General features: G+C 63.1%; 12 protein-coding genes. All 12 read right to left on the bottom strand.

Going from position 1 to position 12,726, the window contains the following annotated elements; genetic code table 11:
- Positions 1-16: 16 nt before the first annotated feature.
- Positions 17-352 (bottom strand): 50S ribosomal protein L22, encoded by a 336-nt coding sequence (gene rplV, locus V3B25_RS20195; RefSeq protein ID WP_004145348.1) that lies wholly within the window; start codon positions 350-352, stop codon positions 17-19.
- A 12-nt stretch (positions 353-364) separates the two neighbouring features.
- Positions 365-634: a 30S ribosomal protein S19 gene (gene rpsS / locus V3B25_RS20190; RefSeq protein WP_004154485.1), complete on the bottom strand. Its 270-nt coding sequence runs from the start codon at positions 632-634 to the stop codon at positions 365-367.
- Positions 635-640: 6 nt separating this feature from the next.
- Positions 641-1,468 carry a 50S ribosomal protein L2 gene (gene rplB, locus V3B25_RS20185; RefSeq protein WP_004145339.1) on the bottom strand — a complete coding sequence of 276 codons (828 nt, stop codon included), beginning with the start codon at positions 1,466-1,468 and terminating at the stop codon, positions 641-643.
- Between the two features lie 10 nt (positions 1,469-1,478).
- Entirely contained in the window at positions 1,479-1,778 is a 300-nt protein-coding gene (rplW, locus tag V3B25_RS20180; RefSeq protein WP_004145338.1) for a 50S ribosomal protein L23, read from the bottom strand.
- On the bottom strand, positions 1,775-2,380 hold the full coding sequence (gene rplD / locus V3B25_RS20175) for a 50S ribosomal protein L4 (protein WP_004145337.1): 606 nt from the start codon (positions 2,378-2,380) through the stop codon (positions 1,775-1,777). The genes rplW and rplD overlap by 4 nt, the downstream gene beginning before the upstream one ends.
- A gap of 12 nt (positions 2,381-2,392) precedes the next feature.
- Positions 2,393-3,043, bottom strand: coding sequence for a 50S ribosomal protein L3 (rplC, locus tag V3B25_RS20170; protein WP_004145336.1), 651 nt, complete (start codon positions 3,041-3,043; stop codon positions 2,393-2,395).
- Positions 3,044-3,054: 11 nt separating this feature from the next.
- Complete coding sequence (gene rpsJ, locus V3B25_RS20165) at positions 3,055-3,366, bottom strand: 30S ribosomal protein S10 (RefSeq protein ID WP_005408208.1); 312 nt, start codon at positions 3,364-3,366, stop codon at positions 3,055-3,057.
- Positions 3,367-3,698: 332 nt separating this feature from the next.
- Positions 3,699-4,889 carry an elongation factor Tu gene (tuf, locus tag V3B25_RS20160; RefSeq protein ID WP_014036096.1) on the bottom strand — a complete coding sequence of 397 codons (1,191 nt, stop codon included), beginning with the start codon at positions 4,887-4,889 and terminating at the stop codon, positions 3,699-3,701.
- A 52-nt stretch (positions 4,890-4,941) separates the two neighbouring features.
- Complete coding sequence (fusA, locus tag V3B25_RS20155) at positions 4,942-7,083, bottom strand: elongation factor G (RefSeq protein WP_049422946.1); 2,142 nt, start codon at positions 7,081-7,083, stop codon at positions 4,942-4,944.
- Between the two features lie 141 nt (positions 7,084-7,224).
- On the bottom strand, positions 7,225-7,698 hold the full coding sequence (rpsG, locus tag V3B25_RS20150) for a 30S ribosomal protein S7 (RefSeq protein ID WP_004145321.1): 474 nt from the start codon (positions 7,696-7,698) through the stop codon (positions 7,225-7,227).
- Between the two features lie 12 nt (positions 7,699-7,710).
- The gene (rpsL, locus tag V3B25_RS20145) at positions 7,711-8,085 is read right to left on the bottom strand and encodes a 30S ribosomal protein S12 (protein ID WP_004145320.1); all 375 of its coding nucleotides are present in this window, start codon (positions 8,083-8,085) and stop codon (positions 7,711-7,713) included.
- 283 nt (positions 8,086-8,368) lie between these two features.
- Entirely contained in the window at positions 8,369-12,592 is a 4,224-nt protein-coding gene (gene rpoC / locus V3B25_RS20140; RefSeq protein ID WP_049422947.1) for a DNA-directed RNA polymerase subunit beta', read from the bottom strand.
- Between the last annotated feature and the right edge of the window lie 134 nt (positions 12,593-12,726).

Genomic DNA, 12,726 nt, shown 5'->3' with positions numbered 1-12,726 from the left:
TCTTTTCCTTATCCGCTTACTTGGCGGCGCCCACAACCACAGTGATGTGGCTGGTGCGCTTGAGGATGCGGGTACCGCGGCCTTTCGCCCGCGCCATGAAACGCTTCAGGGTCGGACCTTCATCAACCATGATGGTCTGAACCTTCAGCTCGTCGACGTCGGCGCCCTGGTTGTTCTCGGCGTTGGCAATTGCCGACTCCACCACCTTCTTGATCAGGTGGGCAGCCTTCTTGTCCGAGAACTTCAGCAGGTTGACCGCACGCTCGGCCGGCAGACCGCGCACCTGGTCAGCGACCAGACGAGCCTTCTGCGGGGAGATGCGCGCAGTGCGCAGGATGGCTTTCGCTTCCATTGTCATCTCTCCTTACTTGCCCGACTTCTTGTCACCACCGTGACCCTTGAAGGTCCGGGTGATGGCAAATTCGCCGAGCTTGTGGCCGACCATGTTCTCGTTGACGAGAACCGGGATGTGGTTCTTGCCGTTATGCACGGCAATGGTGACGCCTACCATGTCAGGCAGGATCATCGAACGGCGCGACCAGGTCTTGATCGGCTTCTTGCTGCCCGCAGCGGCCTCCACCTTCTTGACGAGGTGGTGATCGACGAACGGGCCCTTCTTGAGTGAACGTGCCATGGTCGATTAGCCCCTACGATCGCGGACGATGAACTGCTGAGTGCGCTTGTTATGGCGCGTCTTGTAACCCTTGGTCGGGACACCCCACGGGGTGACCGGATGCGGATTACCCTGGCCGGCCTTCGCCTCACCACCACCGTGCGGGTGGTCAACCGGGTTCATGGCAGCACCACGAACGGTCGGGCGGACGCCGCGCCAACGCTTGGCACCGGCCTTGCCCAGCTTTTCCAGGCTGTGCTCGTCGTTGCCGACTTCGCCGATGGTGGCGCAGCACTCGACCGGAACCTTACGCATTTCACCCGAGCGCAGGCGCAGGGTGGCGTAGATGCCTTCGCGAGCCACCAGCTGCACGGCCGCACCAGCGGCGCGAGCGATCTGAGCGCCCTTGCCCGGCTTCAGTTCGATGCAGTGGATGGTGGTGCCGACCGGGATGTTGCGCAGCGGCAGGGTGTTGCCAGCCTTGATCGGGGCATCCGAACCAGCGATCACCTGATCACCAGCCTTCAGGCCCTTCGGGGCGATGATGTAGCGACGCTCACCGTCGACGTAGCACAGCAGAGCGATGTGCGCGGTGCGGTTCGGATCGTATTCGATGCGTTCCACGCGCGCCGGGATGCCCAGCTTGTTGCGCTTGAAGTCGATGATGCGGTAGTGCTGCTTGGCACCACCACCGACGTGACGCACGGTGATGCGGCCATGGTGGTTACGACCACCCGAGCGGCTCTGCGACTCGACCAGCGCAGCGTGCGGAGCACCCTTGTGCAGGTCGGGAGTGACCACGCGCACGGCCGAACGGCGGCCGGGGGAAGTGGGCTTGAATTTCATCAATGGCATGGGATGTACCTCAGGCCTTGGCCGTTACATCGATCGACTGGCCATCGGCCAGGCGAACGTACGCCTTGCGCCAATCGCCGCGGCGGCCAGCACGGTTACGGAAGGACTTGTTCTTGCCCTTGACGTTGACCACGTTGACGGCTTCGACCTTGACGTCGAACAGCTGCTCGACCGCGGCCTTTACATCGGCCTTGGTGGCTTCGTTCGAAACTTCGAAGACATACTGGTTGGAGAGTTCCTGCAGGCGCGCGGTCTTTTCGGAGACACGCGGGGCACGCAGCACGCTGAAGATTTTTTCGTTGCTGTTCATGCCAGCCACTCCTCGACCTTCTTGACCGCGTCAGCGGTGATGACGACCGTGTCGGCACCCACCAGCGAGACCGGATCCAGACCCTGGACGTCACGCACCTGCACGTACGGCAGATTGCGGGCGGACAGGTACAGGTGCTCGGACGCTTCTTCGGTGACGATCAGCGGGCGCTTGCCCACTTCCAGGCCGGCCAGCTTGGCGATCAGACCCTTCGTGTTGGTCACTTCGACGTCGAAGGACTCCACGATGGTCAGACGGCCCTGACGGTTCAGCTCGGACAGGATCGCGCACATGGCGGCACGGTACTGCTTACGATTGACCTTCTGCTCGAAGCTGCGCGGCTTGGCCGCGAAGGTGACACCGCCGCCGACGAAGATCGGAGCCGTCAGTGCGCCATGACGCGCGCCGCCGCCCTTCTGCTTCTTCGACTTCTTGGTGGTACCAGCCACTTCGGAGCGAGTCTTCTGTGCCTTGGTGCCGGCGCGACCGGCGTTGCGGTAGGCAACGACGACCTGGTGGACCAGATCTTCGCTGAAATCGCGACCGAACACGGCGTCGGAGACCGAGACCTTGTTGTTGCTACCCGTGATAACGAGTTCCATCGTCATCTCTCCTTATGCCTTGCTCGCCGGACGGACGATCACGTCGCCACCCGCCGCGCCCGGAACGGCGCCGCGAACGGCGATCAGACCGCGCTCGACGTCGACCTTGACCACTTCCAGGTTCTGGGTGCTCTGCTGCACCGCGCCCATGTGGCCCGACATCTTCTTGCCCGGGAAAACGCGACCCGGGGTCTGGCGCTGACCCAGCGAACCCGGCGCGCGATGCGACAGCGAGTTACCGTGGGTTGCATCGCCCATACGGAAGTTGTGGCGCTTGATGGTGCCCTGGAAGCCCTTACCCTTGGTGACACCCTGGACGTCGACGATCTGGCCGACTTCGAAGATGTCCGCCTTGACTTCGCCGCCAACGGCGAAATCGCCGAGCTGCGCGTCTTCAACGCGGAATTCCCACAGGCCACGACCCGCTTCCACCTTCGCCTTGGCGAAGTGGCCGGCTTCCGGCTTGTTGACCAGGGCAGCGCGACGCGCGCCGACGGTCACCTGCACGGCGCTGTAGCCGTCGGTTTCGACGGTCTTGATCTGCGCGATGCGGTTCGGGGTTGCTTCGATCAGGGTCACCGGGATGGAGCGGCCATCTTCAGTGAACACGCGGCTCATGCCAGCCTTGCGGCCCACGAAGCCCAACGAATACTTCTTCGTCATGGTCGTAGTCCTCAGGTCAGCTTGATCTGAACGTCGACGCCGGCAGCCAGTTCGAGCTTCATCAGCGCGTCCACGGTCTTGTCATTCGGGTCAACGATATCGAGCACGCGCTTGTGCGTGCGGGTCTCGTACTGGTCACGCGCGTCCTTGTCGACGTGCGGGGAAACGAGAACGGTGTAACGCTCGATCTTGGTCGGCAGCGGGATCGGGCCACGCACTTGCGCGCCGGTCCGCTTTGCCGTTTCAACGATCTCGCTGGCCGAACGGTCGATCAGACGATGATCGAACGCTTTCAGCCGGATCCGGATCTTTTGGTCCGCCATGGCGGTAGGTTCCTTCGTTAAAAGAGCGACAGACAAAGCCTCTGGGTTGCTTTGTCCCATGAAATTCCTGAATACGGACGACCCGCAGTCCTGCAGGCCGCCAAGGTCAATCCATGGACCTCAAAAACGTAGGCAGACCAGTTACCCGGCCTGCCCAGACGTAGAAGCATAATGGCACGCAAGGCAGCTGTCAACAGTCGCCTGTTGACGCCGCCTGAATGGCATTGACCCTTCCTGGTCCGGGGAACACAAGGCACATCCTGTGCCTGCTTTCCCATTTGATACGCCCCGATGCCCTACCCAGGCAACATCGGGGCGCTGATACTACCAGATTACTCGATGATCTTCGAGACCACGCCGGCGCCGACGGTACGGCCGCCTTCGCGGATGGCGAAGCGCAGGCCTTCGTCCATTGCCACCGGGTTGATCAGGGTGACGACCATCTTGACGTTGTCACCCGGCATCACCATTTCGACGCCTTCCGGCAGTGCAGCTGCGCCGGTGATGTCGGTGGTGCGGAAGTAGAACTGCGGACGGTAGCCGTTGAAGAACGGGGTGTGACGGCCGCCTTCGTCCTTCGACAGGACATAGACTTCGCCTTCGAACTTGGTGTGCGGCTTGATCGTGCCCGGCTTGGCCAGGACCTGGCCACGCTCGACGTCGTCACGCTTGGTGCCGCGCAGCAGCAGGCCAGCGTTGTCGCCTGCCTGACCCTGGTCCAGCAGCTTGCGGAACATTTCAACGCCGGTCACGGTGGTCTTCTGCACCGGACGGATGCCGACGATTTCGATTTCGTCGCCGACCTTGATCACGCCACGCTCGATACGGCCGGTCACCACGGTGCCGCGGCCCGAGATCGAGAACACGTCTTCCACCGGCATCAGGAACGGCTTGTCGATCGCGCGCTCCGGCTCCGGAATCCAGCTGTCCAGGGCATCGACCAGCTTCAGGATGGCCGGCACGCCGATGTCGCTCTGGTCGCCTTCCAGCGCCAGGCGGGCCGAACCGGCGATGATCGGGGTGTCGTCGCCCGGGAACTCGTACTTGCTCAGCAGTTCACGCACTTCCATCTCGACCAGCTCGAGCAGCTCGGCGTCGTCCACCATGTCGGCCTTGTTCAGGAACACGACGATGTACGGCACGCCGACCTGGCGCGACAGCAGGATGTGCTCACGGGTCTGCGGCATCGGGCCGTCAGCGGCCGAGCACACCAGGATCGCGCCGTCCATCTGGGCGGCACCGGTGATCATGTTCTTGACGTAGTCAGCGTGGCCCGGGCAGTCAACGTGGGCGTAGTGACGGATCGGGGATTCGTATTCGACGTGCGCGGTCGAGATCGTGATGCCACGCGCCTTTTCTTCCGGCGCGGCGTCGATCGAGGAGTAGTCCTTGAACTCGCCACCGAAGCGCTCGGCACCGATCTTGGTCAGCGCGGCGGTCAGCGTGGTCTTGCCGTGGTCGACGTGACCGATGGTGCCGACGTTGACGTGCGGCTTGGTGCGTTCGAACTTACCCTTTGCCATTGTTCTATACCTTGATTGTTCGTAAGTGGTTTCAAGAGAGGCTGAGCGAGGCTCAGCCCTTCTTCATGACGGCTTCGGCGATGTTGGTCGGAGCCGGCTCGTAGTGATCGAATTCCATGGTGAAGGTGGCGCGGCCCTGGGTCTGCGAACGCAGCGCAGTGGCGTAGCCGAACATTTCACCCAGCGGGATCATCGCGTTGATGATCGAAGCGGAGCCGTCACCGGTGGTGTCGGAACCCTGCAGCACGCCGCGACGACGGCTGACGTCGCCCATCACGTCACCCTGGTAATCCTCCGGGGTCACGATCTCGACCTTCATGATCGGCTCCAGCAGCACCGGCTTGGCCTTGGCGAAGCCCTGCTTGAAGGCCATCGACGAAGCCAGCTTGAACGCCATTTCCGAGGAGTCGACGTCGTGGTACGAACCGAACACCAGCTTCACCTTGACGTCCACGACCGGGAAGCCAGCCAGCGGACCGCTGGTGATGGTTTCGCGCAGGCCCTTTTCAACCGACGGAATGAATTCCTTCGGGATCACGCCGCCGGTGATGTCGTTGATGAACAGGAAGTCGTCCTTGATCATCGGAGCGATCTTCGGATCGGCACGGTCGGCAGCAGTGATCGGCGACAGTTCGATCACGACGTGACCGTACTGACCCTTACCACCGGACTGCTTGGCGTGCTTGTAGTCCGACTTGACGTCGGCCAGGGTGATGGTTTCGCGGTAGGCCACCTGCGGCGCGCCGACGTTGGCTTCAACGTTGAACTCGCGCTTCAGGCGGTCAACGATGATGTCCAGGTGCAGCTCGCCCATGCCCGAGATGATGGTCTGGCCGGATTCTTCGTCGGTCTTGACGCGGAACGACGGATCTTCCTGTGCCAGACGGCCCAGGGCCAGGCCCATCTTTTCCTGGTCCGACTTGGTCTTCGGCTCGACGGCCATCGAGATCACCGGCTCCGGGAACGTCATGCGCTCCAGGATGATCGGGGCGTCCACGGCGCACAGGGTGTCACCGGTGGTGGTGTCCTTCAGGCCCACGGCAGCGGCGATGTCACCGGCCAGAACTTCCTTGATTTCCTCGCGGTTGTTCGAGTGCATCTGCAGGATGCGGCCGATGCGCTCCTTCTTGCCCTTCACCGAGTTCAGCACGGTGTCGCCACCGTTCAGGGTGCCCGAGTAGACACGGAAGAAGGTCAGCGCGCCGACGAACGGGTCGGTGATGATCTTGAAGGCCAGCGACGAGAACGGAGCCTTGTCGTCCGACTTGCGGGTCATTTCGACGGTGTCGTCGTCAACGTCCACGCCCTTCACGTCCGGCACGTCGACCGGCGACGGCAGCAGCTGGATCACGCCATCCAGCATGGCCTGCACGCCCTTGTTCTTGAAGGCCGAGCCGCAGTACATCGGCACGATCTCGGTGGCCAGGGTGCGGGTACGCAGGGCATTGATGATTTCAGCCTCGGCCAGCTCTTCGCCGCCCAGGTACTTTTCCATCAGCTCTTCGCTGGCTTCGGCAGCGGTCTCGACCATGAACTGGCGAGCCTCTTCAGCCGGGCCCTGCAGTTCGGCCGGGATGTCGCCGTATTCGAACTTCATGCCCTGCGAAGCTTCATCCCAGTGGATGGCCTTCATCTTCAGCAGGTCGACGACGCCCTTGAAGTTGTCTTCAGCGCCGATCGGCAGCTGCATCGGCACGGCAACCGCGCCCAGCTTGGCCTTCAGCTGGCCGACGACCTTCTGGAAGTTGGCACCGGTACGGTCCATCTTGTTGACGAACGCGATGCGCGGCACGTGGTACTTGTTGGCCTGGCGCCACACGGTTTCCGACTGCGGCTGCACGCCACCGACGGCGCACAGGACGAAGACGGCACCGTCGAGCACGCGCAGCGAGCGCTCCACTTCGATGGTGAAGTCGACGTGCCCGGGGGTGTCGATGATGTTGAAGCGGTGCTCCGGCAGGGACTTGTCCATGCCCTTCCAGAACGCGGTGGTGGCAGCGGACTGGATCGTGATGCCACGCTCCTGCTCCTGCTCCATCCAGTCCATGGTGGCGGCGCCGTCATGCACTTCACCGATCTTGTGGCTCTTGCCGGTGTAGAACAGGATGCGCTCGGACGTGGTGGTCTTGCCGGCATCGATGTGAGCCATGATGCCGAAGTTACGGTAACGCTCGATGGGAGTGGAACGGGCCACGGGAGCCTCTCAGATTTCTTGGATTTCGGATGGCCGAACGCCGCCTTTCGGCGGCCTTCGGATTGGCGCAGCCCTTCTGGGACCGCGAGGCAGCACGCACCGAAGTGGTGCTGCCCTGCCTGTTTTACAAGGCCGTCAAACTCACCAGCGGTAGTGGGCGAATGCCTTGTTGGCTTCGGCCATGCGGTGGGTTTCTTCGCGCTTCTTGATGGCGCCGCCACGGTTTTCCGAGGCGTCGATCAGTTCAGCAGCCAGCTTCTTCGGCATGGTGTTCTCGCCACGCTTGCGCGCGGAGTCGATCAGCCAGCGCATGGCCAGGGCCATCTTGCGCGACGAACGCACTTCGACCGGCACCTGGTAGGTGGCACCACCGACGCGGCGCGACTTGACTTCGACCGCCGGAGCGACGTTGTCCAGAGCCTTCTGCACCAGTTCAATGGCGTTGGCGCTGCTGTTCTTCTCGGTGATCACGTCCATGGCGCCGTACACGATCTTTTCGGCGACGGACTTCTTGCCGCTCTGCATGACCATGTTGATGAAGCGGGCGATGGTTTCGCTTCCGTGCTTCGGATCGGGCAGGACGGAACGCTGCGGAGTATTACCCTTACGCGACATAGTGCTCTCTCCTTATGCCTTCGGACGCTTGGCGCCGTACTTGGAACGGGCCTGGCGACGCTTGGCAACGCCGGCGGCGTCGAGCGAGCCACGAACGGTGTGGTAACGCACACCCGGCAGGTCCTTGACGCGACCGCCGCGGATCAGGACCACGGAGTGCTCCTGCAGGTTGTGGCCTTCACCACCGATGTAGGAAATCACTTCTTCCTGGTTGGTCAGGCGGACCTTGGCAACCTTGCGCAGAGCCGAGTTCGGCTTCTTCGGAGTGGTGGTGTAGACACGGGTGCAGACGCCACGGCGCTGCGGGCACTTGTCGAGCGCCGGCGAGGCACTCTTGTAGGTGGTCGCTTGCCGCGGCTTGCGGACCAGCTGGTTGATCGTCGCCATCAGTAGGTTCTTCTGATTGGTGGCCGGAAAATCCGACCAGAGATGCGGAAATGTTAAAGCAGGCCGAAATTTTGGCCTGCTGAGACAGACGATTGTAGCAACCTGCCAGGAAAGCAGTCAAACGCCTCCTGTCAAGCCCGTCCCTGATCCCGGGACGTTACTGGGGGGCCTCCATGTACCCCGTTCAGATTGACAGGGTCGATCGCGGACGATCTCCCTGCCCTTTCCCACTCCCATCGATGGACCGACGGGGTGGTCCGGCCTTGCAGCCGGACCGGATACCTCATTCTTCGCCCGACGCCTGTTCAGCTTCGGCTTCAACCACCGGCGCCTCGACCGCAGCCGGGGTACCGGCCAGGGTCTGCATTTCCGACTCGGTGAGACCGGAAGCGCCGCGACGGCGGTTGCTGTGGTACGCCAGGCCGGTACCGGCCGGAATCAGGCGACCCACGATGACGTTTTCCTTCAGGCCACGCAGGTTGTCCGAGGTGCCGCGGACGGCCGCTTCGGTCAGCACGCGGGTGGTTTCCTGGAACGAAGCGGCCGAGATGAACGATTCGGTCGCCAGCGACGCCTTGGTGATACCCAGCAGGACCGGATCGAAGTGCGCCGGCAGCTCATTGCGGGCTGCAAGGCGGGCATTCTCCTCGATAACGCGCTGGCGCTCCACCTGTTCGCCGTTCAGGAACTTGCTGCTGCCCTGGTCGGTGATCTCGACCTTGCGCAGCATCTGGCGGGTGATCACCTCGATGTGCTTGTCGTTGATCTTCACGCCCTGCAGGCGGTACACGTCCTGGATTTCCTTCACCAGGTAGGCGGCCAGCGGTTCGACACCCAGCAGGCGCAGGATGTCCTGCGGGCTCGGCTCGCCGTCCACGATGGTTTCACCCTTGGTGACATGCTCGCCTTCGAACACGATGACCTGGCGGTACTTCGGGATCAGCTCTTCGTGCTCCGAACCATCGGTGTCCTTGATGATCAGGCGCTGCTTGCCCTTGGTGTCCTTGCCGAAGCTGATGATGCCCGAACGCTCGGCCAGCACCGCCGGATCCTTCGGCTTGCGCGCTTCGAACAGATCGGCCACGCGCGGCAGACCACCGGTGATGTCGCGGGTCTTCGACGCTTCCTGCGGGATCTTGGCGACCACGTCACCCACACCGACGGCAGCGCCGTCCTGCAGGTTGACGATCGAACGCGGCGGCAGCAGGTACTGCGCCGGCAGGTCGGTGCCCGGGATCGACAGGTCGTTGCCCTTGGCGTCGACGATGCGCACGATCGGGCGCAGATCCTTGGCCTGGGTACCACGACGCTTCGGATCGGTGATTTCGCGCGAGGCCAGGCCGGTCAGCTCGTCGGTCTTCTCGATGACGGTGACGCCGTCGACGAAGTCGATGAAGCGGATGAAGCCGGCCACTTCCGACACGATCGGGTGGTTATGCGGATCCCAGTTGGCTACGGTCTGGCCAGCCTTGATCGCATCACCGTCCTTGGACGTGATGGTGGCACCGTACGGCAGCTTGTAACGCTCACGCTCACGGCCGTGGGCATCGAGCACCGAGATTTCGCCCGAGCGCGACACTGCCACCAGCGAGCCGTTGGCATGCTCGACCGACTTGAGGTTGCTGAACTTGACCGAGCCGGTGGTCTTGACGGTGATGTTGTCGACCGCAGCAGCTCGCGACGCCGCACCACCGATGTGGAACGTACGCATGGTCAGCTGGGTACCCGGCTCACCGATGGACTGGGCGGCGATGACGCCGACCGCTTCACCGATGTTGACCAGGTGGCCACGGGCCAGGTCGCGGCCGTAGCAGCGCGAGCAGACGCCGAAGGCCGATTCGCAGGAGATGGTCGAGCGGACCTTGATGGTCTGCACGCCGGCGTCTTCCAGCTTGGCAACCCAGGCTTCGTCCAGCAGGGTGTTGCGGGTGACGATCGGATCTTCGTCGTTGCCCGGCAGGAACACGTCCTCGGCAACCACGCGACCCAGCACGCGGTCCTTCAGCGGTTCGACCACGTCGCCGCCTTCCACGATCGGGGTCATGATCAGGCCTTCGGTGGTACCGCAATCCACCTCGGTGATCACCACGTCCTGTGCCACGTCGACCAGACGACGGGTCAGGTAACCCGAGTTCGCGGTCTTCAGCGCGGTATCGGCCAGACCCTTACGGGCACCGTGGGTGGAGTTGAAGTACTCCTGCACGTTCAGGCCTTCGCGGAAGTTCGCCTTGATGGGCGTCTCGATGATCGAGCCGTCCGGGCGGGCCATCAGGCCACGCATGCCGGCCAGCTGACGGATCTGCGCCTGCGAACCACGCGCACCGGAGTCGGCCATGATGTACAGCGAGTTCATCGACTTCTGGTCGATGGTCTCACCCTTGGCATTGACCACCTTCTCGGTACCGATGGTGTCCATCATCGCCTTGGCGATGCGCTCGTTGGTGCGCGACCAGATGTCGACCACCTTGTTGTAGCGCTCGCCGGCGGTGACCAGGCCCGACTGGTACTGCTCCTGGATTTCCAGCACTTCGGCCTCGGCCTCGGTGAGGATGCCCTTCTTCTCGTCCGGGATCAGCATGTCGTCGATGCCGATCGAGACGCCAGCGCGGGTCGCGTAGGCGAAGCCGGTGTACATCAGCTTGTCGGCGAACACGACCGTGTCCTTCAGACCCAGCTGGCGGTAGCTGGAGTTGATCAGGCGGCTGATGTTCTTCTTGGTCAGCTCGGTGTTGGCCAGCGCGAACGGCAGGCCTTCCGGCAGGATCTCAGCCAGCAGGGCGCGACCGATCGTGGTGTCCACGATCGAGGTCTTGTTCTGCTTGTTGCCGTCTTCGTCGGTCACCACTTCGGTGATGCGGACCTTGACGCGCGCGTGCAGTTCCACCACGCGGTTGTCGTAGGCACGCTTCACTTCGGCGATGTTGGCGAAGGCCATGCCCTCGCCCTTCTTGTTTTCCAGCGAGCGGGTCATGTAGTACAGACCCAGCACGACGTCCTGCGACGGCACGATGATCGGCTCGCCGTTGGCCGGCGACAGGATGTTGTTGGTCGACATCATCAGCGCACGCGCTTCCAGCTGGGCTTCCAGCGAGAGCGGCACGTGGACGGCCATCTGGTCACCGTCGAAGTCGGCGTTGAACGCGGTGCAGACCAGCGGGTGCAGCTGGATGGCCTTGCCTTCGATCAGCACCGGCTCGAACGCCTGGATGCCCAGACGGTGCAGGGTCGGCGCACGGTTCAGCATCACCGGATGCTCGCGGATGACCTCTTCCAGGATGTCCCAGACTTCGGCTTCTTCGCGCTCGACCAGCTTCTTGGCGGCCTTGATGGTGGTGGCCAGGCCACGACGCTGCAGCTTGGCGAAGACGAACGGCTTGAACAGCTCAAGCGCCATCTTCTTCGGCAGGCCGCACTGGTGCAGGCGCAGGTACGGACCGACCACGATGACCGAACGGCCCGAGTAGTCGACGCGCTTGCCCAGCAGGTTCTGGCGGAAGCGGCCCTGCTTGCCCTTGATCATGTCGGCCAGCGACTTCAGCGGGCGCTTGTTGGTGCCGGTGATGGCACGGCCACGACGGCCGTTGTCCAGCAGCGCATCGACCGATTCCTGCAGCATGCGCTTTTCATTGCGCACGATGATGTCCGGCGCGCTCAGTTCGAGCAGGCGGCGCAGGCGGTTGTTACGGTTGATGACGCGGCGGTACAGGTCGTTCAGGTCGGAGGTCGCGAAGCGGCCGCCATCCAGCGGGACCAGCGGACGCAGGTCCGGCGGCAGCACCGGCAGCACGGTCATGACCATCCACTCCGGACGGTTGCCCGATTCCAGGAAGGCTTCGATCAGCTTGATGCGCTTGGTGAGGCGCTTGAGCTTGGTTTCCGAACCGGTAGCGGCGATTTCCTCGCGCAGGCGGGTCATTTCCGACTGCAGGTCGATCGTGCGCAGCAGTTCGTACACGGCCTCGGCGCCCATCGCGGCGTCGAAGTCGTCACCGTGCTCCTGGCGGGCCTGCAGGTACTGTTCTTCGGTCAGCAGCTGGCGGCGCTCCAGGGCGGTCAGGCCCGGCTCGGTCACCACGTAGGCTTCGAAGTACAGCACGCGCTCGATGTCGCGCAGGGTCATGTCCAGCATCAGGCCGATGCGCGACGGCAGCGACTTCAGGAACCAGATGTGCGCGACCGGCGAAGCCAGGTCGATGTGGCCCATGCGCTCGCGACGCACCTTGGCCAGGGTCACTTCGGTGCCGCACTTTTCGCAGACCACGCCGCGGTGCTTCATGCGCTTGTACTTGCCGCACAGGCACTCGTAGTCCTTCACCGGGCCGAAGATGGCGGCGCAGAACAGGCCGTCGCGTTCCGGCTTGAAGGTACGGTAGTTGATGGTTTCCGGCTTCTTCACTTCGCCGAAGGACCACGAACGGATCAGGTCCGGCGAAGCCAGCGCGATCTTGATCGCGTCGAAGTCCAGCGTCTGGCGCTGCTGGTTGAAGAGGTTGAGCAGGTCTTTCATGGTGTTCTCCAGAAGGAGGAATGCTGTGTCGATGGGCTTTCAGTTGACTGCCAGCGGCGGGGGGGGGGGGGGCCCCCCCCCCCCCCGGCTAAAATGTGGACTGAATGCATGAGGATGTTGTGCGCACGCAGTAT

This window comes from Stenotrophomonas sp. SMYL8, from assembly GCF_036320065.1.
GTDB classification, from domain to species: Bacteria; Pseudomonadota; Gammaproteobacteria; order Xanthomonadales; family Xanthomonadaceae; genus Stenotrophomonas; species Stenotrophomonas maltophilia_A.
Note: the sequence above shows the minus strand (reverse complement) of the source record. Positions and strands in the feature narration are given on the sequence as shown.

Bases quoted from the DNA above. Each gene is read 5' to 3' on its own strand.
- rplV (WP_004145348.1), bottom strand. From the start codon at position 352: ATGGAAGCGAAAGCCATCCTGCGCACTGCGCGCATCTCCCCGCAGAAG.
- rpsS (WP_004154485.1), bottom strand. From the start codon at position 634: ATGGCACGTTCACTCAAGAAGGGCCCGTTCGTCGATCACCACCTCGTC.
- rplB (WP_004145339.1), bottom strand. From the start codon at position 1,468: ATGCCATTGATGAAATTCAAGCCCACTTCCCCCGGCCGCCGTTCGGCC.
- rplW (WP_004145338.1), bottom strand. From the start codon at position 1,778: ATGAACAGCAACGAAAAAATCTTCAGCGTGCTGCGTGCCCCGCGTGTC.
- rplD (WP_004145337.1), bottom strand. From the start codon at position 2,380: ATGGAACTCGTTATCACGGGTAGCAACAACAAGGTCTCGGTCTCCGAC.
- rplC (WP_004145336.1), bottom strand. From the start codon at position 3,043: ATGACGAAGAAGTATTCGTTGGGCTTCGTGGGCCGCAAGGCTGGCATG.
- rpsJ (WP_005408208.1), bottom strand. From the start codon at position 3,366: ATGGCGGACCAAAAGATCCGGATCCGGCTGAAAGCGTTCGATCATCGT.
- tuf (WP_014036096.1), bottom strand. From the start codon at position 4,889: ATGGCAAAGGGTAAGTTCGAACGCACCAAGCCGCACGTCAACGTCGGC.
- rpsG (WP_004145321.1), bottom strand. From the start codon at position 7,698: ATGTCGCGTAAGGGTAATACTCCGCAGCGTTCCGTCCTGCCCGATCCG.
- rpsL (WP_004145320.1), bottom strand. From the start codon at position 8,085: ATGGCGACGATCAACCAGCTGGTCCGCAAGCCGCGGCAAGCGACCACC.
- rpoC (WP_049422947.1), bottom strand. From the start codon at position 12,592: ATGAAAGACCTGCTCAACCTCTTCAACCAGCAGCGCCAGACGCTGGAC.